Genomic DNA, 24,857 nt, shown 5'->3' on the forward strand with positions numbered 1-24,857 from the left:
ATAACCTCCTTACAAAAGTTGATATTTTAAATGAATTAACATTACAATTTATCACTTTATACAAGTATTTGTCAAGATTTCAAGATTAGAAAATAAAATTTGACAACTTTAGTTATATAATTCTATACTTTAATAAGCTTTTACTTTTATACATATATTTTGCAAATTATGAAAATGGAGGTAAATAATATGAACCAAAAAAGTAAGGTTAGTATAGTGAGAACAACTAATAAAAATATATATAATGCTGTTGGAGATGCGATAGATCTTATTGGCGGAATTGATAAATTTGTAAAGTCAGGTGATGTTGTTCTAATAAAACCAAATGCCTTTATAAGTAAGGAAGAGAAAGGTTTTATTTCAGACCCTGATGTGGTTCTTTCCATAGCAAGGTTATGTAAAGAACAAGGAGCAAAAGAGGTATATATAGGAGAGAGAACACCTAGTGTTTATAAATGGTATCCTCAAGAGAAAATAGATATAGCAAAAGTAGTATGCTTTGATGACACTCATTTTAATTTAAGGGTATTACCTAATGCCAGAGTTATAAAAACAGCTGTTCCCATACCTAAAATTGTAGAAGAATGTGATGTATTTATAAATGTACCTGGTCTGAGATTTCATGCCTTAACTATTATATCAAATGGTATGAAAAACATAATGGGAATTATGCCTAAGGAAACAACTCTTTTGATACACCTTTCTGGATTAGAGGATGCAATTGTAGATCTTAACTATTTTAGAAGAAGTAATCTTGTAATTTCTACTGCAATACATACTATAGTTGGAAATTTCCCAGTTACAGGATATGGAATAGAGAGTAATACATTAATTGCTGGAGATAATGTAGTTGCTGTAGATTCTGTATCAGCATTAATATTAAATGCTGATCCTCACAATATAAGACACCTAACATTAGCAAATGACTTAGGACTTGGACCTATAGATATGGGGAATATAGAACTTGTTGGTGAATCTATAGAATCTTTAGAATGGAGAAAAAATATTGCTTTGCCAATCATAGACTATGAAAATTTTAGGGACAGAATAAATATAATAGATCCATTTAAGGCATGCCAGGGATGTAAAAGGGCAGTAAGCAGTGGTCTCTCAGACATCATTGAAAACTATCCAGATGTTGATCTTTCAGATGTAACTATAGTATTAGGCCCTGTTGAAGATTTGGACAAATTTAAACTGACAGATAAAATCATTCTTTTTGGGAATTGCACTTTTCCATATAGAGATAGAGGACTATATGTACAAGGTTGTCCCCCAAGAGCTAATATGGCAAAGCAAGCAATAAAGGATATTAAAAATTTAAAGTAATATAATTTTATCGCTATCTGCCGATTCTCTTGCCTTAATAGCTACCTCAGTAACATAGAAGGAATCTTCTGGCCTAACCATACATTTTCCCTTCCCCATTATTTCATTGATAAAATCCACAAAGATCCTTTTTCCTGGCATAAGTAGTAACTCTTCACCTTTATACTTCTCGTTTATTAAAAATACTTTGTTAAAAATGATTTCTATTATACCATCCGTACCCACAATTCTTACTCTATCATCATCATGAGTTGGAGCATTAGATGGTCTTAAATAATCAATGCTTAAAGAAGCAAATATTTCGTTTTCCAAAGTAAAAAAACAAAGAGCTGTGACCTCTAAATCCCCATTATCTTTGTTATATTTTCTTGAGTGAGTAGCATATACTTTTTTAAATTTCTTATTGGTAAACCAATAAATCCAATCAATAGCATGAATTCCTACCCATGGAATTGTCCCCCCATAAGATTCCCTGTGTTTATAAAACTCTGGTCTATTCCCTAATTTGTAAGATTTTTGAGTGTTTATTAATCTAATATTACCTATTACACCTTCTTGAATTTTATGCCAAGCTGTTAGAAACCATGATTTGTATCTTATTCCAAACATAGCACATAGATGTTTATTGGATTCATAATAAACTTTCTTCAGATTTTCTAGATCTTCCATGGTAGTAGCTAATGGTTTCTCACTAAAAACATGACAACCATACTTCAATACTTTCATATTTAACCTTGCAATGTATCCAAAATGACAAGCAACTACTGCTATATCAGGCTTAGTTTCTTCTATCATCTTCTCATAATTATCATACACATTTACCTTATAAGGAAGAGCTTTTATCGTTTCTAAAACTTTGCTTATATCCTCACCATATGATCCAGGAGCAACACCAACAATTTTATAATCTGTAATTTCCTTTAATCCTTCCATCACGTAATTTATATGTCCAGAACCACCTATAATGACTATTTTCATTACTTTTTACCTCCTAAATAGATAATTTCTATGATTATTATATCTTAGAAATGATCATTGAAAAATCTCATAATTTTTGATAAAATACAGCTTGGAAAGATCAGAAGATAAATTGTACATTTGAGATGTTGACAAACTATCAATAATATAGTATATAAAAATACCTGTGTGAGCCGCTAGCTCAGTCGGTAGAGCACCTGACTTTTAATCAGGGGGTCACAGGTTCGATTCCTGTGCGGCTCACCAATGAAAGGGCCCTCATCGTCTAGCCCGGCCTAGGACACCGCTCTTTCAAGGCGGTGACGGGGGTTCGAATCCCCCTGAGGGCGCCAAAGTGGGCGGATAGCTCAGTGGTTAGAGCGCCTGCCTTACAAGCAGGAGGTCGTAGGTTCAAGTCCTGCTCCGCCCACCATAAAAAAAATGATATAATATATAATGTGGGGTCGTGGTGTAGCCCGGTTTAACACACCTGCCTGTCACGCAGGAGACCGCGGGTTCGAATCCCGTCGACCCCGCCATTTTTTTATAGTAAATTGAACCTTGAGGGCCGGTGTAGCTCAGAGGCAGAGCAGCCGATTCGTAATCGGCATGTCGCCGGTTCGAATCCGGCCTCCGGCTCCATAAGAAGGTGTTATTTATATGGTTGAATTTGGCAAGGTTGTAGATAAAAAGGGTAATATTTTAAAGATAGAATTAAACCCTACCTCTACGTGTAAGATATGTGGTCTTTGTCATTCGGAAGGTACATATAACTTTTATCTTGATGCCTTAGATAATTGTAACGCAAAAGTTGGCGACACAGTCGTTATTGAGATAGAAAGAAAAAAATATTATAAGGCCTTATTTTTAATATACGGATTACCTTTAATTCTTTTCATTATTGGCGTTATTTTGGGATACTTATTCAATCCCAAAATACATTTTGACCCTCAACTTTTTGGACTAATCTTAGGCTTCTTATTAATGGCTCTTGGTTATATTTTGGTAAGATTTTTAGATCGTAAGTTAAGTAAAAAACAACAATATATTATGGTGGCTAAAAAAGTTGTTTAAAGATTTTAAGCCTCCAAAGGGATATAAATTACTCATAACTGCACCAAACTATATAATTGGTGAATTAGTATATAACTTATTAACCACTTCAGGTTTACATCCTCAAATTTTATCTTCCTCTTTTCCCTACACAGATCCTGTATATATGGGCAGAGGATTACCTGTTTACATAATAGTACCAGAAAACGAGTTTGAAGAGGCTAAAAGAGTTATAGAAGAAGAAAACATAGATAATAATTGACTTAATTTATTAACCTTTTTATAATCAGAAAAATTTTAAGTTCTGGGGTGAGAAAAGATGGAGAATATGGAAAAGAAATTACAAGAAGCTAAAGCTGCAAGTTATAAATTAGCATTACTCAAAACCAAGGCAAAAAATGAAGCATTAAGAAAAATAGCAGAAGGTATAGAAAAAAATATTCCAATAATATTGGAGGAAAATAAAAAAGATCTAAAAAGAGGAGAAGAAAAAGGCTTAAGTAAAGCATTAATGGACAGAATACTTCTCAATGAGAAACGTCTAAAAGACATTGTTCGAAGCATTGAAGATGTAATTAAACTGCCAGATCCAGTTGGAGAAATTATTTCTATGCAAAAAAGGCCTAATGGGATACTAGTAGGACAGATGAGAGTACCTATTGGTGTTTTAGCTTTAATCTACGAAGCACGACCAAATGTAACTGTTGATGGAGCAATTTTAGCAATAAAATCGGGAAATTCTATAGTTCTAAGAGGAAGTTCAGATGCCTTATATTCAAATATTGTTCTTGCTAATATAATGAAGGAAGCATTATCAGAATCAGAAGTACCCCCAGAAAGTATCCAAATTATAGAGACACCAGAACACTCAGCTGTAGAAAAACTTCTTCAAATGAGAGATTATATAGATGTGGTCATACCGAGAGGAAGTGCAAATTTTATTAAATATGTAATGAATATATCTAAGGTACCTGTCATAGAAACTGGCGCAGGAAATAATCATATATATGTAGAAGAAGATGCTGATTTTGATATGGCGAGAAAAATAATAATAAATGCAAAAGTTCAAAGACCATCTGTTTGTAATGCTATTGAAAAGCTTCTTATTCACAAAAATATTGCAGATAAATTCATACCATTAATAGTTGAAGACTTAAGAAAATATAATGTGGAGATTAGAGGTTGTGAAAAAACATGTCAAATTATAAAAGATGCAATTTTAGCTACAGAAGAAGATTGGTACACTGAATATTTAGATCTTATTATTGCAATAAAAGTAGTAAATTCTTTGGAGGAAGCTATAGAACACATAAATAAATACAATACAAAACACTCAGAAGCTATTATAACAAAAGATTATCATAAAGCAATGACTTTCCTGCAAAGAGTTGATGCAGCTGCTGTTTATGTTAATGCATCTACTAGATTCACTGATGGTGGAGAATTTGGGCTCGGTGCAGAGATAGGAATATCTACTCAAAAACTACATGCAAGAGGACCTATGGGATTAAAGGAGCTGACCACCACTAAATATATCATCTTTGGAGAAGGTCAGATAAGAGAATAAAAAGAAAGGAGAAGTAATATGAAACTTGGTATTATTGGTGGAGGAATGATGGGAGAAGCTATTCTCTCGGGTATACTTTCCTCTTCCTTTTTAAAAAAAGAAGATATATTAGTCTCAGAACCTCTTGAAGAGAGAAAAAAATGTTTAACAGAAAAATATGAAATAAGGGTGGTTTCAGATAATGTATATACGGTGAATAATTGTGAATATATTCTTTTAGCTATAAAACCACAAAACTTCAAAGAGGTACTTCAAGAAATTTCTCCACATATAAAATCCCATCATGTAATAATATCAATAGCAGCTGGTATTCCTATTTCCTTAATATCTAAATATATAAAAGAAGCAAGAAGTATTATTAGAGTAATGCCTAATCTTCCCTGTACTGTTAATAAAGGAACAATAGCGATTACATATTCAGAAGCAAAAGAGGAAGATATTAAGTTTACTAAAAGTCTTTTTGAAACAACTGGAAAAGTATGGATTTTGCCTGAAAAATATTTTGATACAGTAACTGCTCTTACGGGAAGTGGTCCAGCTTTTGTTGCTTTAATTTTACAAGGTTTTACATTATCAGGTGTAAAAGGTGGGATACCATATAATATATCAAAAGAGATAGTTATTCAACTTTTCGAGGGAGTATTGGAGTATATTAAGAGTAAAAATCTAACCTTTGAAGATATAATTAGAATGACCTCATCACCTGCTGGCACAACCATCATGGGACTTGAAGTTCTATATAATGAAGGAATTATTGGAATAATTATGAATGCTATAACGTCATCCAAAAATAGAGGCTCTGAAATAACTAATGAGATTAAGGAGGGACTGCTATGAGAAGAGAAAGAGGAATATGGCAGGTTATACTTATTATTTTCATCTTGGGAGCTATAATAGGTGGCTTAATTGGAACTGTTGGAGGTTACTATTTAGTTAGTAATAAAAATAAAACATCATCCACAGAAATATCCAATAATATTCTTCCCACTCAAGAGGTTTATGTACCAAGTGCATTAGGATCTTTTGAAAAAGATGTAGTAGCTATTGTTAAAAAGACAATGCCAGCAGTAGTAAACATAAGTACTATTACTTTAGTTGAAGACTTTTTCTTTGGAGTATATCCTCAGTCAGGAGTAGGTTCAGGCTTCGTCATAGATCCTAAGGGGTACATTCTTACAAACTATCATGTGGTAGAAGGAGCAAGAAAAATAGAAGTTACACTATCGGAAGGTAAAAAATATACAGGTAAGGTAATAGGATATGATAAAAGATCAGATTTAGCAGTAATCAAAATAGATGCTGAAAATCTTCCTTATCTGCCCTTAGGAGATTCTGATAAATTAGAACCAGGTCAATTTGCCATAGCTATAGGAAACCCTTATGGTCTTAATAGGACAGTCACCTTAGGAATAGTTAGTGCTCTTAACAGAACCATTATTGAACCTAATGGAGTAAGACTTGAAAATCTTATTCAAACAGATGCTGCTATTAACCCTGGAAATAGTGGTGGACCACTTATAAATATAAAGGGAGAAGTTATAGGTATAAATACTGCAATAAAAAGTGATGCCCAAGGAATTGGGTTTGCAATACCAATTAACAAAGCTAAACAAATTGCAAACAAATTAATTAAAGAAGGAAAAATTACTTACCCATGGATAGGTATAAGAGGATATGCTATTACTTCTGATATGTTGGATTATATTAAGTTCCCTGTAAATAAAGGAGTAGTTATAGCAGAAGTAGTACCTGGAAGTCCTGCTGATAAAGCTGGCTTAAAAGGAGGAAACAGAGTCATTTATGTTGATGGTACTCAAATAATTGTAGGTGGAGATATCATCACTAAAATTGACGGAAAAAGTGTAGATAGTATGGAAGAACTAAGGTCAGAAATACAAAAAAGAAAAGTAGGAGATGTGGTAGAAATAACATACATAAGAAATGGAAAGGAATATACTGTTAAAATTAAGTTAGAAGCAATGCCAGAAGACATATCCGGATAGTGAAAATTAAGATTTTATTAGTAGGAAAAATAAGAAATGAATTTATCAGGGTAGGAGTCCATGAATATAGAAAAAGGCTCCTACCCTTTTTTAATATAGACATCGAATATCTACAAAATTTCTCCAATTTACCTAAGGAAATTGCTTTATCAAAAGAAGGAGAAATTATAAAAAAAATAATTAAAGATAAAAAATATATTATATCCTTAGATAAAGAAGGCAAAGAATTATCCTCTGAAGAATTTGCTTATAAGCTTTTTGATTCAGACAAAATTTCTCAAAATAATGAAATAATCTTTATTATCGGAGGAATATACGGAATACCAGAAGACATTAAAAAATCCAGTAATCTTATCTTATCACTTTCCAAAATGACCTTCACTCATGAATTTGCATTATTAATCCTATTAGAACAGATATACAGAGGAATAAAAATTTTAAAAAACGAACCTTATCATTATTAAGATTATTTCCTCTTTGTAAGAAGATACATACCTAAGATTAAAAAGATTATATTTCCTAACCATGCTCCTAAAAAGTAAGAAATAATCCCTGCCTTGGCAAGAGATCTTCCTATAGAAAATAATATGTAATACACAAAAATAGAAATAACGCTTAAACCAAAAGAAAGAGATCTACCACCTTTTCCCATCTGAAGGCCTAATCCAAGAGCTAAAATTGCAAAAATTGGACAAGTAAAAGGGAGAGCAATTCTTATATGAAACTCTGTCTTTAGATTTCTTGTATTTAATCCAATTCCTTCAAAAAGTTTTATCTGATTTATAATCTCAAAAATACTCATTTCATCAATAGGCTTTGATGAAGGTGTTAATTGTTCTGGATTTCTAGTCAGATTAACCTTTTGTTCCTTGAATTTTCCTTGAAAAATCATTTCCCCATTATCATTAAGTGCATATATCTCTCCATCTTGAAATCTCCAACCCACGTCTTCATTGAAATATGCCCTTTTAGCAGACATAATTAATTTTATCTTCCCATCTTCTAAAAATTGAATTAATAGTATATCCTCAAATTTTTTATTTTTAGGATCCACTTTTCTGAAAAAGTAGAAATTATGATTTTCATTGAAAAATACATCCTCACGTGCAGGAACTAATACTGTATTATATACCTTGCTTAATAATATTTTTTCTCTTTCATAGGCCTTAGGAGAAAGGATCTCATTAAAATAAAACATAATAATCTGTACAGAAAAAGACAAAATAAGTATAGCAGGCAAAAAATATCTTATAGAAGCTCCTGAAGCTTTCATTGCCATAATTTCTCCATGTTCACTAAATTGGCCTATAACAAAGATAACTGCGAGAAATATAGCCATAGGAAAAGTATAAGTTAAGTATGGGGGAATCTTTGTCAGAAAAATCTGAAAAGCTAAATCTAAAGGTACCGAACGAGCTATAACCAAATCCATAATACTAAAAAGGGGAGAAATAATTAGGATGGTAGAAAAAAGTAAAACTCCCACAATAAACACAGGTATAAAATTTTTGAGAAAATATTGAGAAATTATTTTCAAAGCCTAAACGGGGCTTTCCAATATGGCAATTGTAGCCCCTTCTCCTCCCTCCGCTAGTGAGGCTAAATAAAATTCTTTTACATAGGGTACACTTTTTAAATATTCGTGAACAGCATTTCTTAATTTACCCGTACCTTTCCCATGAATTATTCTTACTCTTCTTAATCCAGCTAAAAAGGCCTTTTCTAAATATTTTTTCAATTCTTCTAATGCCTCATTTACAGTCATCATTCTTATATTAAGCTCAGAAGGAACATTCTCTTTATTATCTCTTTGTATATATACATATTTATTAATAATATGTTCCTCCTTTGATATAACCTGCTCTAATTCATTCCAAGGAATGTTTATTTTTATAATTCCCACTTGTACTGTAACTATTTTTTTCTCTCTATCTATATCCAGTACTATACCTTCTTTTTTTGTATTTTTAATCCTTACTCTATCTCCTTCTTGAGGAATATATTCTATATTAACAAATTCCTCTTGAGAGATAAGCTCCTTTTTAATTAATCTTATATCTTCTTGAAGTTTCTGTGCCTCTTTCATACTAATATTCCCTTTCTGCAATTCCCTAATTATATTTTTTACTTTATTCTCTACCTCCATTAATTCCTCCATTATCTCCTTTTTCTGTTTATCCTTTAACTCTTCCTTTTCTTTTTGTATACTCCTCTTCTCTTCTTCTATTTTTCTTTTCTCCTCCTGTAACTCTTTCCTAATCTTTTCTACTTTTTCTATTTCTTCTTGAAGCTTTCTTCTTCCCCTTTGTAATTCTCCTATAACTTCTTCCAATTCTATTTCTTCTTCACTTAGAAAACCCATTGCTCTATCTAAAATTTTTCTTGGCAAACCAAGTTTTTTAGCAATTAAAAGTGCATTACTCTTACCAGGTATTCCGATGTTTATTTTATATAAAGGTTTAAGAGTATTCTCATCAAATTCAAGAGAAGCATTCTCCATACCTTCATATTTGGAAGCCAAAATCTTAAGCTGAGGAAAGTGAGTTGCTATAACATTTATTGTATCTTTACTATGAAAGTACTCCAATAAAGCCACTGCTAATGCAGCGCCCTCTTGTGGATCTGTACCTGCTCCAAGTTCATCCAGAATTACTAAAACTTTTCTATCTCCAGTTTTCTCCAAATAATCTATAAATGAAATTATGTTAGTCATATGGGAAGAAAAGGTACTAAGATTTTGCTCAATACTTTGTTCATCTCCTATATCTGGAAATACTTGATTGAATATTCCAAGAGCAGTGCCTTCTTTAGCAGGTACAGGAATTCCTGCTTGATTTAAAAGTACAAAAAGACCGATAGTTTTTAATGTTACAGTTTTTCCTCCAGTATTAGGACCTGTAATAACTAAGGTATTAAATTTTCTTCCTACTTCTAAACTTATAGGAACAGCCTTTTCTCCAAGAAACGGATGTCTGCCTTCCCTTATAATTATTACAGGATTCTCATCTATAATGGGTATTGTAGCATTATACCTTTGTGCCCATTTAATTTTCGCATATACAAAATCCAAATAGAAAGCAGTATTTAAGGTTTCTAAAACTTCCTCTTTATGTTCTAAGAATTGTAAAGAAAGCTTTCTTAGTATCTTCTCTATCTCTTTTTTTTCTTCAACCTCTAATAAAGCTAACTGATTATTTAACTCAACGATAGAAAGAGGTTCCACATATACTGTGAGTCCAGAAGTAGATTGGTCATGTACAATTCCAGAAATTTTAGTCTTAAATTCTTGTTTTACAGGAACCACATATCTTCCATGCCTTATAGTAACAATTTGATCTTGTAAATATATACGCCAATCTTTATTTATAATATTATTTAAAGTTTCTTTGATTTTTTGTTGGATTCTCTCCTTCTTTTGTCTTATGGACTTTAACTCAGGAGACGCTGTATCAAGTACTTCAGCATTTTGAATAGCTTTTCTTATCTGTGAATAAAGATCTGATAATACAAATATATTCCTTCCCCATAGATTTGGTGCTAAATTTTTAGCTTTATTCTGATAATCTTTCAATTTTTTAAAAGTCTCTAATGTATTAGCAATTTCCTCAAATTCTTCAGGATATATTATTCCACCTATCTCTGCCTTCTCAATATAACTTCTTAAATCTTTTACTCCAGAAAAGGTAGGATAACCTAAAGAATAGACTGTTTTTAAAGCCTCTTCATTTAATAAATGCCATCTACTAATAATATCTATCTCTGTAATTGGCCTCAAGCTTAAAATTAGCTCTTTTCCACCTGTAGTTTCAGTCTCTTTTTCTATCTCTTTTATAATCTTTTCCCATTCTAATACTTTTAAGGCTTTTTCCATTTATTTCTGTCTTAAATACACTCCTATTTCTGAAAGATTTAACAGTATATTTTTGATAATATCATCTACTTCATTATCAGTAAGGGTATAATCTTCTGAAACAAAAAACATAGAGAAAGTAACACTTTTGTATCCTTCTTCTATCTTCTCCCCTTTATATACATCAATAACATTTAAATTCTTTAATAAATTTCCAGAAACTTTTCTTATAACATTTTCTACGTTTACTACTTGCATATCTTCTGGAATAAGAAGAGCAAGATCTCGCTTAATACCAGGATATATTGGTATAGGTTTATATTTTGTCTTTTCTTTTACAAAATTAAGTTTATCTAAATTTATCTCAGAAAAATACACTCTCTCCCTTAAACTCATTTCTTGAGTAATCCATGGATTTACTTCACCCAGATATCCTATTATTTCTCCATTTAAAGATATTTGGCTTTGTCTTAAAGGATGTAGAAAAGAATAAGTACTATTTAGAAAATCAGGGTTAATACCCCATATCTTTTCAAAAAGAAGTTCTATTATTCCTTTTAAGTCATAAAAATCTACTTTTCTAATCTCATATGGTATATTCCATGTATTTGTATACCATCCCCCAGAAAGCAAAATTGCCAAATGTTTTTCCTCAATATAACCGCTAGTGTTTTTGTAAAATACTTTTCCAATTTCAAATAGAAATACATCTTTATTTTGTCTATTATTATTGATTTGAGCAACCTTCAGAAGAGATGGAAGAAGGGAAGTTCTTAATACAGAGTTTTCCAAACTTAATGGATTTTGTATATTTATATAATTATTGAATGGAGAGATGTCTAATACACCTGAGTTTTTAAGATCTTCGTAGGACATAAAACTAAAATTGATGGTCTCATAAAGTCCTATATCAGATAGAAGTTCTCTTATTTTTCTTTCAACAATCTCTTCTACCAAAGGTGGATCTACAACCATTCCTTTCTGGAGTGGTAAAGATGCTATGCTATTGTATCCATGAAAACGTGCAACCTCTTCAATTAAATCTATTTCCTCCTTAATATCTTGTCTATGAGATGGAATTTCTATCTCTAATATTGGATTATGAGATATAACTTTAAATTCTATTTTTGATAATATTTCTATAATTTCATTTTCTTTTAATTCTGTACCAAGAATCTTATTTACTCTTTGAGGTCTTAAAAATATTTTTGGTAAAGGAGGCAATCCTTGATTCAGATCTATTTTATCTTTTGATATCTCACCTTCAGCAACCAATCTTACCATCTCAGCAGCATAATCTAATATCTCTGCAGTCCTATAAATATCTACACCTCTTTCAAAACGCAAGGAAGCATCAGTTCTTAAACCTAATTTTCTTGCACTTCTTCTAATATTAACAGGCATAAAATTGGCTGCTTCAAGAAGTACATTTTCAGTGTTTTCATTTATTTCTGTTTCTTTTCCTCCCATAATACCACCAATACCTACAGCCCTTTCCGCATCGGCTATAACTAATACATTTTCATCCAATTCTTTTTCTTCCCCATTTATTAATATAATCTTTTCTCCCTGTTTTGCTCTTCTGACAATTAATTTTCCTCCTTTAATAAGATCAAAATCATAAGCATGCAAAGGCTGGCCTGTTTCTAGCATTATATAATTAGTAACATCAACTACATTGTTTATAGATCTAAGTCCAACTCTTTCTATTTTCCATCTTAACCATAAAGGAGAAGGACCTATTTTGACCCCCTTTATAAACTTTAAAGTAAAACGAGGGCAAAGTTCATAATCCCATACCTCACACTCTGCAAACTCTTTTATAGAATAAGTAGAATCTTTCGGTTTCTTATATTCAAAATTTAAAGGAATACCAAAATACCCAGATACTTCTCTTGCAATTCCTATATAACTTAAACAATCTCCTCTATTTGATGGTACTTCTATTTCTATCAAATAGTCTCCATCCCCAAAATATTCACTAAATTTTGATCCAACCTTAAAATCTTGAGGTAGAATCATAATTCCTTCTTTATCATCAGAAAATTCTAATTCATATTCTGAGCAGAGCATTCCTTCAGAAATAATGCCTCCAAAATCTCTCTTTTCTAAAGTTGCACCTAATATTTGGGTATTGGGTAATGCTACAGGCACCTTATCACCAATATTGATATTTTTTGCTCCTGTCACAATACTTAAATTTTTATCCCGTACATCCACATTACACACTAAAAGATGATCATATTTAGAATGTTTATTTATATCTTTTATCTCTCCAATTAATATCTCATTCCAGTTTTTACCTATCTCTTTTTGAATAGTAGCATATAGACCAAGATTTCTTAATGCATTTACCAATTCTTTTACAGGAACATTCTCTTTTAGATAATCCATTAACCATCTATATGAGATCAGCATCTTATACCCCCTTTAAAATTGTTTTAAAAATCTTACATCATTTTCATAAAACAACCTTATATCATCTATTCCATATATTTGCATGGCTATTCTATCTGGTCCCATACCAAAAGCAAATCCTGAGTATATTTCAGGATCAATATTTACCACTCTAAATACTTGAGGATGTACCATTCCACACCCGAGAATTTCTAATACACCAGAATATCCACAAGCCTTACATCCTTCACCCTTACATACTCCACACTCTACATACATTTCTGCACTTGGCTCTGTGAAGGGGAAATAACTTGGTATAAAGTATACTTTTCTATCTTTACCAAACAACCTATGAGCAAAAATAGTAAGAACACCTTTTAATTCTGCAAAAGTTATGTCTGTATCAACAGCCAAACCCTCTATTTGATGAAACATGGGACTATGAGTGGCATCTGGCATATCTCTCCTATAACATTTACCAGGGGCAACAATCCTTAATGGAGGTTTTTTCTTTTCCATAACTCTAACTTGTACAGGTGAAGTTTGGGTTCTCAATAAATGTTCTTTATCAATATAAAAAGAGTCATGGGATTCTCTTACTGGATGATCTTCTGGTATATTTAATGCAGTAAAATTATAATAATCTGTCTCTAATTCCGGTCCATAAACCACTTGAAATCCCATCTCTTTAAAAACAGATAAAATCTCTTCTATAACTTGATTTATGGGGTGAATTTTTCCTACTATTTTTTTTCTTCCAGGAAGTGTAATATCAATCTTCTCTTGATGCAACTTATTTTGCAATGTTTTGTATTTTAATTCTTTTTCCTTTTCTTCATACAATTTTTCTAAAACCTCTTTCCATTCATTAACGAGTCTACCAAGCTTTATTCTTTCTTCCTGAGGTAGTTTACCTAATGATCTTAATAGCTGAGTAAGAAAACCTTGCTTCCCTAATACTTCTCTCTTTATTTCCTCAAGCTCATTTGAATTTTCTGCTCTAATGATTCTTTCCTTTGCCTCTTCAAACTTCTTAATATAATCTTCATTCATTTATAATTCCCCCTTCATATCTTTGTCTTTGAGCTTCAAAAAGAAAAATAGAAGTGGCAATTGAAACATTAAGAGAATCTACTTCTTTTTTTAGAGGAATTCTTAGTAAAATAGGATTCATATCTAAATATTCCTCTTTTTTAACACCCCATGCCTCATTTCCTACAATCAGTAAAAAAGAACCTACAAGATTTTCTCTAAAATAAATTTTTTCTGCCTTAGGATCTGCAATTATCACTTTCCATCCTTTAAATTTTTCCTTAATCTCATCTTTATTTGCAAACCATATGGGTAATCTAAATATGGAACCTGTAGAGGCTCTAATCACCTTATAATTATAAGGATCTACTGTATTTTTACTAAGAATCACAGCTGTAACTCCTGCTCCTTCTGAGACCCTTATAATAGTTCCAAGATTCCCAGGATCTTGCACATTATCCACAAAAAGAACCGTTATATTATTTTTATCTTTTAAAATCTCCCATTTTTCACTAAAAAATAAAGGAAACACCCCCATAATTCCTGGGGGTGTTTCTAGAAGCGATATTTTCTTCATTAATGAATCATCTACAATCCTAATTATACTAAAGGAAACTAATTTTTCTATTTCATCCCTTTTTTCTTCCCAATAACTTTTTGAGACAAAAACTTTCTCAATTAAAACTCCACTTTTTATCGCATCTAAAATCAATCTCCAGCCCTCAACTATGCATTTATTTAGCTTTCTGCGTTTCTCCTTATCATGAAGCTTTAAAATTTCTTTGACCTCTGGATTAGAGATGCTGGAGATATATTTCATCTCATATTTTACTATTTTACCTGATTTACAATCTCCTCAAAAACTTTTGGTTCATTAACACAAAGATCTGCTAAAACTTTTCTATCTAATTTAATGTTTGCTTCTTTCAAAAGTCCCATAAATTTACTATAAGAAAGGCCAAATTTTCTTACAGCTGCATTGATTCTAATAATCCAAAGTCTTCTAAAGTCTCTCTTTTTTCTTCTTCTATCTATATAAGCATCATAAAGAGCTTTAATTACAGATTGGTTAGCTATCTTAAATATTCTGCTTCTTCTTCCTCTAAAACCCTTTGCAAGCTTTAAAACCTTTTTATGTCTTCTTCTTGTAATTGTACCACCTTTAACTCTCATTTCTTCATCTCCCCTATTTTATAGACTATATGGTAGATTTCTTTCTACCTTCCAACGATCAACACTTTTAATTTCTCCAGGAATATCTAATCTTCTCTTCCTGGAAGAACTCTTCTTACTTAAATTATGTCTTTTTCCAGCCTTCTTATGCAAGATTTTGCCAGTAGCAGTTACCTTAAACCTCTTAGCAGCTGAAGATCTTGTTTTCAGCTTACTCATTTTTTACCTCCTCTAATACTACTTTTTTATTTGAAGATTTTTTTGTAGGCACAAGCATTGTAACCATAGTCATTCCAACTTGTTGTCCTTTCTTTTCTGCTGTGCCCAAATCTGCTATGTCTTGCAAAATTCTTTCTAAAAGTTTATCACCCCACTCATTATAAATCAACTGTCTACCTTTAAAAAGTATTATCAGTCTTACCTTATATCCTTTTTCTAGAAATTCCCTTATTTTCTTTAGTTTAACCTGATAATCATGCTCTTCAATATTTGGTCTTATCTTGATCTCCTTTACTTCTGAAGCTATTTTTTGGCTCTTTTTAGCTTCTTTTTCCTTTCTTGTTAATTCATACTTAAACTTACCATAATCCATTATTCTACAGACAGGAGGATTTGCATTAGGTGCAACTTCTACAAGATCTAAATGTCTTTCTCTCGCCAATTTAATAGCTTGATCAATAGGCATTATACCAAGTTGTTTACCATCTTCCCCTACTACTCTTACCTCCTTTGCTCTTATCTTCTCATTGATTCTATAATCTTTCTCTATTGAAATACACCTCCTTAAAATTATTCTTCTAAGTAATCTTTTATTTTTTTACTTCTGCTTGGATGGCGCAATCTTCTCAAGGCCTTGGCTTCTATTTGCCTTATTCTTTCCCTTGTTACATTAAAAAGTTTACCCACTTCCTCTAAAGTTCTTGGTTGATTATCTTCTAACCCAAATCTTAATTTAAGAATCTCCCTTTCCCTCTCAGAAAGCTCATTCAATAATTCCTCTATATCTTTTTTCAAAGATTTTTGAATTGCAATATCAGCAGGACTCATACCTTTGTTTTCCACGAAATCAGCCAATCTATTATCTTCATCCTCACCTACAGGCATCTCCAAGGATAATGGCTCTTGTCCTATCATACTTATCTCTCTTATCTTTTCTACAGGAAGCCTTACCCTTTCTGCAATCTCTTCTTCAGTTGGCTTTCTTCCAAGTTCCTGTGTAAGCTGTCTTGTAACTTTATGTATCTTATTCATTGTCTCTACCATATGTACTGGTATTCTTATAGTCCTTGCTTGATCAGCAATAGCTCTTGTAATTGCTTGTCTTATCCACCAAGTAGCATAGGTAGAAAACTTATATCCTTTTCTCCAATCAAATTTTTCAACAGCTTTAATAAGACCAAGATTCCCTTCTTGTATAAGATCTAAAAAAGATAAACCCCTTCCAATATATCTTTTGGCTACACTTACTACTAACCTTAAGTTAGCCTCAATAAGTTTCTTCTTAGCCTCTTCATCTCCTTCTTCTACTCTTTTGGCAAGTTCTATCTCTTCCTCTGGGGTAAGTAATGGAATCTTTCCGATTTCTTTTAAATACATCTTTACAGGATCATCTAATTCTATCTCTTCTGGAAGCTCTAAATCTTCCTCAATAGTTTCAGGTATACTATCCTCTTTTATATCCACAAATAAATCTTCTGCATCTATCAATTCATGGTCTTCCAAGTATTTTTCTACTTCCTCTATATTATCCTCAGGATAAGGAAATTCCGTCAAAACTTCATCAGGAGTTACTTTTTTAGGCTTTTTCTTAGTCATTTAAAATCATCTCCTCCTTAAAAATTTCACTTCTTTACTTCTAAAAGACTCCTCAAGAAATATATTTCTTCCATAATTTCTTTTTCTTTTTCAAGATCAGTCAATGATTTTGATAACTCCTCTATCAATCTGTTTATCTCCTTTTTTATTCTAAGCTTTTGAAAATGATCCCACAAGTAGGGAATTATATCTTTTTGTTTTATAAACTCTTCACCTGATAAAATTGCCCTCTCTATAAGGATTCTTTTATCTTCTTCCCATTGACTTAAAAATTCTTCTAAACCCTTTTCTTTATCCCAAATCCTCCACTTTTTTAAAACATCCTGATACAACACAAAGGTAAAATCATCAGGACTCATATTCTTTATTTGTGTATGTTCAACACCCAATAAAATCAATCCTAACAAAGCTTCTTCCGTTTTTGATACTCCATAATAACGTGTTATTTGAACCTTAGCTTTATCCTCTGTTATTCTACCAGAAAAAATTCTCTTCTGTATCTCTTTTTGAAGCCCTTCTTCGGGCACTCCTATTCTCTTACTTATTAATGGTAAATATTGCTTTATTTTTTCTTGCTGGACAAGTATATTTTTACTACGAAGAATGGAAGATGTCAATATTTCAATTATTTCTTCTAATTTTTCTTTAAAGGTCATGGGTAAATTTAATACATGATCAACAAGAAAATCTAAAGAAGGTTTACTATCTTTAATAAGATTCAAGAATTCATCTTTTGAATATTTTTGTATAAACTCATCTGGATCTTTTACGTCAGATGGAAGAGATAACCAATATACATCTAAACCTTCCAACTCAAGAATAGATAATGCTCTTTTCCCTGCTTGAAAACCTGCTGGGTCTTGATCATATCCTAATATCACTTTATTAGTATAATTTTTTAAAAGCTTCGCTTGTGAAGAAGTTAACGAAGTACCTAAAGAAGCCACCACATTACCTATACCTTCTTGATGAAGTGAGATAGCATCCATATATCCTTCAACTAAAATTGCCTCCCCATCTCTTTTTATAACTTCCTTTGCTTGAAATAGGGCATATAGATTTTTACCTTTACTAAATATCTCACTCTCTGGAGAGTTTATATATTTAGGGTCTTCGCTAGTTATGGTCCTTGCCCCAAAACCTATTATATGACCTCTAAGATTAAATATTGGAAAAATTATTCTTCCAGCAAAAGGATCCTTCCATTCATCTTTTACGTTATATAAAATTTTAGATTTAATGATATCCTCTTTTTGAAAACCTTTTTTAATAAGATATCTAAGAAGAAGCAAGGAATTTTTAGGAGAAAATCCCAAAAGAAATTTTTCTTGAGTCTCTAGTGAAATACCCCTTTTTTTTAAATATAACCTTCCTTCTGCTCCATATTTACTTGTTAGATAAAGATGATAAAACACACCAGCAGACTTATAAATTTCTAATAAAACATTACCTTCTGCTGTAATAGTCTCTGATTTTTTTGGCAATTCTAAACCTACCTCATGTGCTAATTCTTCTAATGCTTCTCTGAAGGTTATATTTCTGTAATTTATAAGAAAGGAGAAAACATCTCCCGCAGCCCCGCACCCAAAACAATGGTAAAGTCCTTTATCAGGACTCACATAAAAAGATGGCGTTTTTTCCTGGTGAAAAGGACAAAGGCCCACATAATTTTTCCCACTTTTTTTAAGACTCACATATCTTGAAATAACATCTACTATATTAATCCTTTGTTTAACTTCCTCTACAAAATCTTCCATCAAAAAACCCATTTAGAAGAACCTCCATGGCTTTGGGATAAAGATACTTTCATATAACTCTATTGCATATCTATCTGTCATTCCTGCCAAAAAGTCTTTAATTTTTATTACTAAATCATCTTCTGGAAGATTTTGAGGAAGTTTTTTAGGATTTTTCATAAAGTAATCAAAAAGTCCATATAATAAGAGTTTAACCCTTTCATTTTCTGATTTAACATGCGGATTTATATACAAAGTCTCATATAAAAAATTTCTAAGCTCCTCTATAGCATCAAGAATATCATATTCAAATTCAAGATGATCTTTATTTAGGCTATTAAAGACTAAATTCTTTACCATGGTATCTATTCTTTCTTTGTGTGTTTTCCCAAGAATCCTTATAATCTTCTCAGGTATATACTTCTCATCTATCACTCCTGCTCTTAAGGCATCATCAAGGTCATGATTTAAATAAGCTATAACATCTGAAAATCTTACAACTTCCCCTTCTAAAGTCTCGCAAACCTTGTTACTAAAACAAATTCTAAGATCTTTTTGCCCTTTGCTATGCTGTAATATACCCATCCTTACCTCATATGTTAAATTTAACCCCTTGCCACCTTTCTCTATTTTATCAACAACTCTTAAACTTTGTTCAGCATGAGAAAAACCAGAATAACCATAAGACTTTAAAATCTCGTCAAGAACATCCTCTCCCATATGTCCAAAAGGAGTATGGCCCAAATCATGCCCTAAAGCTATAGCCTCGGTGAGATCTTCATTTAAAGAAAGAGCCCTTGAAATAGTTCGAGCTATTTGTGATACTTCAAGGGTATGAGTTAAACGAGTTCTATAATGGTCTCCCTCTGGAGCAAGAAACACTTGAGTTTTATGTTTTAACCTTCGAAAAGCCTTAGAATGGATAATCCTATCTCTATCTCTCTGAAAACATGTCCTTAAAGGACATTCTTCTTCAAAGACAGTTCTACCCTTGCTTTTACTACTCAAAGTAGCATAAGGTGAAAATAAAATTTTTTCTTGTTCTTCTAATCTCTCCCTGATTAACATTCTCTTAGGGGGGAGAAGTTTTTACTCCTCCCCCCTAAATTTATCACCTCTTTAAGCTGTCCTATCTACAAATTCCATTTGCTTTTGATATTTCAATGTAGCTTGTGCAGCAGCAAGTCTTGCAACAGGTACTCTGAAAGGTGAACAACTTACATAATTCAAACCTATTTGATAGCAGAACTCTATAGACTTAGGATCTCCACCATGTTCACCACAGATTCCAACTTTTAAGTCAGGTCTTGTAGATCTTCCTTTTTGAATTGCTATTTTCATTAGTTCTCCTACACCTTGTGTATCTAAGTGTTCAAATGGATCATCCTCAATGTATCCCTTTTCTCTATATCTTCCTAAGAACTTACCTTCAGCATCGTCACGGCTGAAAGCAAAGGTCATCTGAGTAAGGTCATTAGTACCAAAGGAGAAGAACTCAGCAATTTGAGCAAGTTTGTCAGCAATCAATGCAGCTCTTGGAACCTCAATCATAGTCCCAACCTTATATTCAATATTAACTCCACTCTTTTCTAAAACTTCTTTTGCTACTCTATGTATTAAATCTCCAAGAACTTTCATTTCAGACTCTAATGCTACAAGAGGGATCATAATTTCTGGTTTTACAGGAAGTCCTTCTTTAGCTACTGCAACAGCCGCCTCCATAATTGCTCTTACCTGCATTTCAAATATTTCTGGATAAATCATTCCCAATCTACAACCTCTAAATCCCATCATAGGGTTAAACTCATGCAATCTCTTTACTACAGAAAGTAATTTTTCTTTTTCTTCTAATTCTTTTCCTGTAATTCCCTTTGCTTTCATAATTTCAACTTCTACAGTTAAATCCAGTAATGGTGGTAAGAATTCATGTAATGGTGGGTCAATTAATCGGATTGTTACAGGTTTTCCTTGCATAGCCTTGAATAATCCTATAAAATCCTCTCTTTGTACTGGTAATAATTTTTCTAAAGCCTTTCTTCTTTCTTCTTCAGTTTCTGCAAGAATCATCTCTTGTACTAATGGAAGCCTATTTCCTAAGAACATATGCTCTGTTCTTGCAAGACCTATCCCTTCAGCACCATATTCAAATGCTTTTTGGGCATCTTCAGGAGTATCTGCATTAGCTCTTACACCAATCTTCCTAATTTCATCAGCCCAAGAAAGAAGCTCTATTAATTCGTTGCTTAAAGTAGGTGGAATCATTGGAACCTCTCCTAAAATTACTTCACCAGTAGAACCATCTATTGTAATAACATCATCTTTCTTTACTACCACATCACCCACACGAAATTCTTCTTTCTCAAGATCTATCTTTATTGCCTCACATCCTACTACAGCTGGCTTACCCATTCCTCTTGCAACTACAGCTGCGTGGCTTGTCATTCCACCTCTACTTGTTAATACACCTTGAGCTGCTGCAAGACCACCAATATCATCTGGTGTGGTCTCAGGTCTTACAAGGATGACTTTTTCTCCTTCTTTTCCTCTCTTTTCTGCCTCACGAGAAGAGAATACCACTTTTCCAGAAGCTGCACCCGGAGATGCAGGAAGACCCTTTGCAATTACTTTCTTTTCAGCCTTTGGATCTATTTGGGCATGAAGCAACTGATTTATCTGTTCTGGAGAAACCCTTAATATAGCTTCCTCTTTTGTAATTAATCCTTCCTTGACCATATCTACAGCTATTTTAACTGCTGCTGCAGCTGTTCTTTTTGCATTTCTTGTCTGAAGCATGTAAAGTTTTCCTTTCTCAATTGTAAATTCTATGTCTTGAACATCTCTATAATACTTTTCAAGTAGATCTCTAACTTCAAGAAGTTGCTTATAAACTTCAGGCATTTCTTCTGCTAATTTTGAGATTGGTTGAGGAGTTCTTATTCCTGCTACCACGTCTTCACCCTGTGCATTAGTTAAATATTCACCATAGAATTCCTTTTCTCCTGTAGATGGGTTTCTCGTAAAGGCTACTCCTGTACCACTATCATCACCCATGTTTCCAAAAACCATAGTTACAATATTTACTGCTGTACCATAGTCCTCTGGAATATTATGGAGTTTCCTATAAATTATGGCTCTTTCATTATTCCAAGAATCAAAAACTGCTTTTATAGCCATTTCAAGTTGTTGATATGGATCTTGAGGGAAATCTTTACCATTCTCTTTCCTAACAAGCTCTTTATAGGCTTCTACTACTTTCTTAAGAGTTTCGGCTGTAAGTTCACTATCTAATTTAGCTCCTTGCTCTTTCTTATAGTGATCTAAAATTTCCTCAAATTTCTCATGAGGAATACCAAGAACTACATTTCCAAACATCTGTATAAATCTTCTATAAGAATCATAAGCAAATCTTTCATTATTACTCTTTTTTGCTAAACCTTTAACAGTCTCATCATTAAGTCCAAGGTTTAAAATTGTATCCATCATTCCTGGCATTGATACAGGTGCTCCAGATCTTACAGAAACAAGTAGTGGATTCTCAGGATCAGCAAATTTCTTACCTGTCTTTTCCTCCAATTTTTTCATTGCTGCTAAAACTTCTTCCATTAAACCTTCTGGAAGTTTCTTATCGTTTTCGTAATATTCTTTACATACTTCAGTGGTGATAATGAATCCTGGAGGAACTGGGAGACCTGCTTTGGTCATATCTGCTAATCCTGCACCTTTTCCACCAAAAAGAAGACGATTTTTACCATCTGCCTCCTCAAATAGATATACTCTTTTCTTTGACATATGTCATCCTCCTTACTTTTATATTTTTTTAAAGTTATCTTATGAGATTATATCATAAACGTATCAAGACTAATTTTAATGAAAGTTTAAAGTTATGAAAGTTTACTCCAATCACAAAATTCCCATAAAAAGGTTTTAATATTCCAAATTAAAGAAAGCCTATTATTCTTTTCATCTTCATTTGGAGACATCACTAAAACGTTGTCAAAGAATGCTTCTATGTCATTAGCAAAAGTAATTAATAGTTCATGCTTAAAAAGATTCAGATAATCACCTTTTTCTAAATCTTTTTCTAAATCATTTTTTATTTTAACAAAATCCTCATATAACTTTTTCTCATAATTTGAGACAAAAAGTTCTGGCCTGATTTCTTTCAAGGTTAACTCCTTTGGTAAGATCCTATAAAGTCTATTGAAAGCTTTAACCACACTATTAAAATTTGGATCCTTTTTTGTTTCAATAATAAAAGAAATTCTTCTTTTTGTTTTCCATAATGGATCAAAATCCACACTCAAAACACTTTCCACTACCTCAAGAGGATACATATCTAATAAAATATTCCTTAATCTTTGACCTATAAAAATAAAACCTTGATAAAGTCTATCTCTACTCTCACCAAAACCATATACCTTCCAAGCATACTCAAGAAGCTCCTTTATACTAAGCCTAATATCACTTTCTAAAAATATCTTAAGAAGACCTCCTGTAATTCTCCTTAGTCCAATAGGATCCTCAGATCCAGTAGGGAAAAGACCTAAAAAGAAATATCCAGCAAGGCTATCTATTCTATCCGCAATTCCTAAGAGAGATGCTAAATAGTGAGATGGTATCTTTTCATCTAAGGTTCTTGGATAGATATATTCACCAATTATTGTAGGAATAGGTTCTTTTTCTCCTGAAATTTTAGCATAGATGCTTCCCATAATAGCATGTAGTTCAGGATACTCACTAACCATTAAAGTCCCCAAATCTGCTTTATATAAATCAACGCACCGTACCAATATTTTTGTTTCATCTTCGGAAAGAGACAAAATCCTTGAAATTTCATAAACTATTTTCTTTACTCTTTCTACTTTATCTTTAATAGTACCAAGCTTTTCTTGGAAAATAATACCTTCTAATTTTGACGTATAACTTTCCAAAGGATTCTTAATATCTTCATTAAAGTAATATTCTGCATCAGCAAGTCTTGCTTTCAAAACCCTTTCATTACCCTCTATTACAATATCCGCATATTCCTTTGTCCCATTTCTTATTACTATAAACCTGTTAACTAAATTACCATCTTCATTTCTCAATGGAAAATATCTTTGTTTCTTTTCCAATGTCACCTTCAAAACTATATCTGGTAATTTTAAATATCTTTCATCAAAGTGTCCTAATAAAGCAGTAGGATATTCTACTAAAAAATTAACCTCATCTAATAGTTCTGCATCATAATCTAATATGAGAGAATTAGCCTCAGCTATTTCTTTTATTTGTTTTAAAATATTATCCTTTCTTTCTATATGATCAACAATTACAAAATTTTCTCTTAAGATATCTAAGTATTTTGTTGCATCACTAACTTCTATGAAGGATCTTAAATAAAATCTTGGAGGTCTTGTGTATTTTGATGAATTTACCCCTGCCACACTTATAGGTACCAATTCATCTCCATAAAGAGATAGAATCCAGCGTATGGGTCTTCCAAAAGTAAAATTAACATTTCCCCATTTCATCATCTTAGGAAATCTTATACTCTTAAGCATATCTACTACAAAAGACTGGATAATTTCTATTGTAGGTTTTCCTTCTCTTACCCTTTTTAAAAAAACATATCTTCCTTTTGAAGTATCTTTTATAATTAAATCTTTTAAATCTGCCTTATTTTGTTCAGCAAACTTTTTAGCAACATCTGTCCATTCACCATCTTTATATGCTATATGGGCTGCAGGTCCTCTTATCTCTTCTTCTTGAGATTCTTGAAAATCCTTTAATTTTTCCACATATATAACTAACCTTCTTGGTGTTGCCCAAACTTTTAAATCACTGTATCTTAAATAATTTTTTTCAAAATAATCAACAGAAAAATCTTTTATTTGTTTAATTGCTGGTTCTAAAAAACTTGCTGGCATCTCTTCTGTGCCTATTTCAACTAAGAGATCTCTTTCCAA

General features: G+C 32.1%; 21 protein-coding genes and 5 tRNA genes. 12 read left to right on the plus strand and 14 right to left on the minus strand.

Annotation, left to right across the window (positions count from 1 at the left end; all coding sequences use genetic code 11):
• Positions 1-189: 189 nt before the first annotated feature.
• Positions 190-1,329, plus strand: a complete 1,140-nt coding sequence (locus ACY3JM_RS06895) for a DUF362 domain-containing protein (protein ID WP_463081934.1) — start codon at positions 190-192, stop codon at positions 1,327-1,329.
• On the opposite strand, the gene ACY3JM_RS06900 is transcribed toward ACY3JM_RS06895, so the two are convergent.
• Positions 1,321-2,307 (minus strand): Gfo/Idh/MocA family protein, encoded by a 987-nt coding sequence (locus ACY3JM_RS06900; protein ID WP_463111188.1) that lies wholly within the window; start codon positions 2,305-2,307, stop codon positions 1,321-1,323. The two genes, ACY3JM_RS06895 and ACY3JM_RS06900, sit on opposite strands and share 9 nt — an antisense overlap.
• Positions 2,308-2,477: 170 nt before the next feature.
• Between ACY3JM_RS06900 and ACY3JM_RS06905 the strand changes: the two genes are divergently transcribed.
• From ACY3JM_RS06905 to ACY3JM_RS06955, 11 genes are all read left to right on the plus strand, one after another.
• A tRNA-Lys gene (locus ACY3JM_RS06905) sits at positions 2,478-2,553 on the plus strand.
• Positions 2,554-2,561: 8 nt separating this feature from the next.
• Positions 2,562-2,639: transfer RNA gene (locus ACY3JM_RS06910), tRNA-Glu, on the plus strand.
• 4 nt (positions 2,640-2,643) lie between these two features.
• Positions 2,644-2,719, plus strand: a tRNA-Val gene (locus tag ACY3JM_RS06915).
• A 27-nt stretch (positions 2,720-2,746) separates the two neighbouring features.
• Positions 2,747-2,825 (plus strand) — tRNA-Asp (locus tag ACY3JM_RS06920).
• 28 nt (positions 2,826-2,853) lie between these two features.
• A tRNA-Thr gene (locus ACY3JM_RS06925) sits at positions 2,854-2,928 on the plus strand.
• Between the two features lie 18 nt (positions 2,929-2,946).
• Positions 2,947-3,360: a SoxR reducing system RseC family protein gene (locus ACY3JM_RS06930; protein WP_463111189.1), complete on the plus strand. Its 414-nt coding sequence runs from the start codon at positions 2,947-2,949 to the stop codon at positions 3,358-3,360.
• The gene (locus ACY3JM_RS06935) at positions 3,353-3,601 is read left to right on the plus strand and encodes a putative signal transducing protein (protein ID WP_463081931.1); all 249 of its coding nucleotides are present in this window, start codon (positions 3,353-3,355) and stop codon (positions 3,599-3,601) included. Before ACY3JM_RS06930 ends, ACY3JM_RS06935 begins: the two co-directional genes overlap by 8 nt.
• 57 nt (positions 3,602-3,658) lie before the next feature.
• Positions 3,659-4,906: a glutamate-5-semialdehyde dehydrogenase gene (locus ACY3JM_RS06940; protein ID WP_463081930.1), complete on the plus strand. Its 1,248-nt coding sequence runs from the start codon at positions 3,659-3,661 to the stop codon at positions 4,904-4,906.
• Positions 4,907-4,924: 18 nt separating this feature from the next.
• Positions 4,925-5,743, plus strand: a complete 819-nt coding sequence (gene proC / locus ACY3JM_RS06945; RefSeq protein WP_463081929.1) for a pyrroline-5-carboxylate reductase — start codon at positions 4,925-4,927, stop codon at positions 5,741-5,743.
• Complete coding sequence (locus ACY3JM_RS06950; protein ID WP_463081928.1) at positions 5,740-6,909, plus strand: S1C family serine protease; 1,170 nt, start codon at positions 5,740-5,742, stop codon at positions 6,907-6,909. Before proC ends, ACY3JM_RS06950 begins: the two co-directional genes overlap by 4 nt.
• Complete coding sequence (locus tag ACY3JM_RS06955) at positions 6,909-7,373, plus strand: 23S rRNA (pseudouridine(1915)-N(3))-methyltransferase RlmH (RefSeq protein ID WP_463081927.1); 465 nt, start codon at positions 6,909-6,911, stop codon at positions 7,371-7,373. Before ACY3JM_RS06950 ends, ACY3JM_RS06955 begins: the two co-directional genes overlap by 1 nt.
• Before the next feature lie 2 nt (positions 7,374-7,375).
• On the opposite strand, the gene ACY3JM_RS06960 is transcribed toward ACY3JM_RS06955, so the two are convergent.
• The 13 genes from ACY3JM_RS06960 to glyS all read right to left on the minus strand — a co-directional run bounded on the left by ACY3JM_RS06960 (position 7,376) and on the right by glyS (position 24,857).
• The gene (locus ACY3JM_RS06960) at positions 7,376-8,446 is read right to left on the minus strand and encodes an LptF/LptG family permease (protein WP_463081926.1); all 1,071 of its coding nucleotides are present in this window, start codon (positions 8,444-8,446) and stop codon (positions 7,376-7,378) included.
• A gap of 3 nt (positions 8,447-8,449) precedes the next feature.
• A complete protein-coding gene (locus ACY3JM_RS06965) occupies positions 8,450-10,780 on the minus strand; it encodes an endonuclease MutS2 (RefSeq protein WP_463081925.1) in 2,331 nt (776 codons plus the stop codon).
• A complete protein-coding gene (gene pheT, locus ACY3JM_RS06970; protein ID WP_463081924.1) occupies positions 10,781-13,177 on the minus strand; it encodes a phenylalanine--tRNA ligase subunit beta in 2,397 nt (798 codons plus the stop codon).
• Positions 13,178-13,189: 12 nt separating this feature from the next.
• The gene (pheS, locus tag ACY3JM_RS06975; protein WP_463081923.1) at positions 13,190-14,209 is read right to left on the minus strand and encodes a phenylalanine--tRNA ligase subunit alpha; all 1,020 of its coding nucleotides are present in this window, start codon (positions 14,207-14,209) and stop codon (positions 13,190-13,192) included.
• Positions 14,202-15,008 carry a TrmH family RNA methyltransferase gene (locus ACY3JM_RS06980; protein ID WP_463081922.1) on the minus strand — a complete coding sequence of 269 codons (807 nt, stop codon included), beginning with the start codon at positions 15,006-15,008 and terminating at the stop codon, positions 14,202-14,204. Before ACY3JM_RS06980 ends, pheS begins: the two co-directional genes overlap by 8 nt.
• 11 nt (positions 15,009-15,019) lie before the next feature.
• A complete protein-coding gene (gene rplT, locus ACY3JM_RS06985; RefSeq protein ID WP_463111190.1) occupies positions 15,020-15,361 on the minus strand; it encodes a 50S ribosomal protein L20 in 342 nt (113 codons plus the stop codon).
• A gap of 18 nt (positions 15,362-15,379) precedes the next feature.
• A complete protein-coding gene (gene rpmI / locus ACY3JM_RS06990; protein ID WP_463081920.1) occupies positions 15,380-15,580 on the minus strand; it encodes a 50S ribosomal protein L35 in 201 nt (66 codons plus the stop codon).
• Entirely contained in the window at positions 15,573-16,154 is a 582-nt protein-coding gene (infC, locus tag ACY3JM_RS06995; RefSeq protein ID WP_463111807.1) for a translation initiation factor IF-3, read from the minus strand. The genes rpmI and infC overlap by 8 nt, the downstream gene beginning before the upstream one ends.
• Positions 16,151-17,176 (minus strand): RNA polymerase sigma factor RpoD, encoded by a 1,026-nt coding sequence (rpoD, locus tag ACY3JM_RS07000; protein ID WP_463081919.1) that lies wholly within the window; start codon positions 17,174-17,176, stop codon positions 16,151-16,153. Before rpoD ends, infC begins: the two co-directional genes overlap by 4 nt.
• 26 nt (positions 17,177-17,202) lie before the next feature.
• Entirely contained in the window at positions 17,203-18,945 is a 1,743-nt protein-coding gene (dnaG, locus tag ACY3JM_RS07005; protein ID WP_463111191.1) for a DNA primase, read from the minus strand.
• On the minus strand, positions 18,946-19,980 hold the full coding sequence (locus ACY3JM_RS07010; protein ID WP_463111192.1) for a deoxyguanosinetriphosphate triphosphohydrolase: 1,035 nt from the start codon (positions 19,978-19,980) through the stop codon (positions 18,946-18,948). It lies immediately after the preceding gene.
• Positions 19,981-20,031: 51 nt separating this feature from the next.
• A complete protein-coding gene (gene ppdK, locus ACY3JM_RS07015) occupies positions 20,032-22,701 on the minus strand; it encodes a pyruvate, phosphate dikinase (protein WP_463081916.1) in 2,670 nt (889 codons plus the stop codon).
• A gap of 92 nt (positions 22,702-22,793) precedes the next feature.
• Positions 22,794-24,857, minus strand: a complete 2,064-nt coding sequence (glyS, locus tag ACY3JM_RS07020) for a glycine--tRNA ligase subunit beta (RefSeq protein WP_463111193.1) — start codon at positions 24,855-24,857, stop codon at positions 22,794-22,796.

The organism is Dictyoglomus sp. SSW, assembly GCF_055181335.1.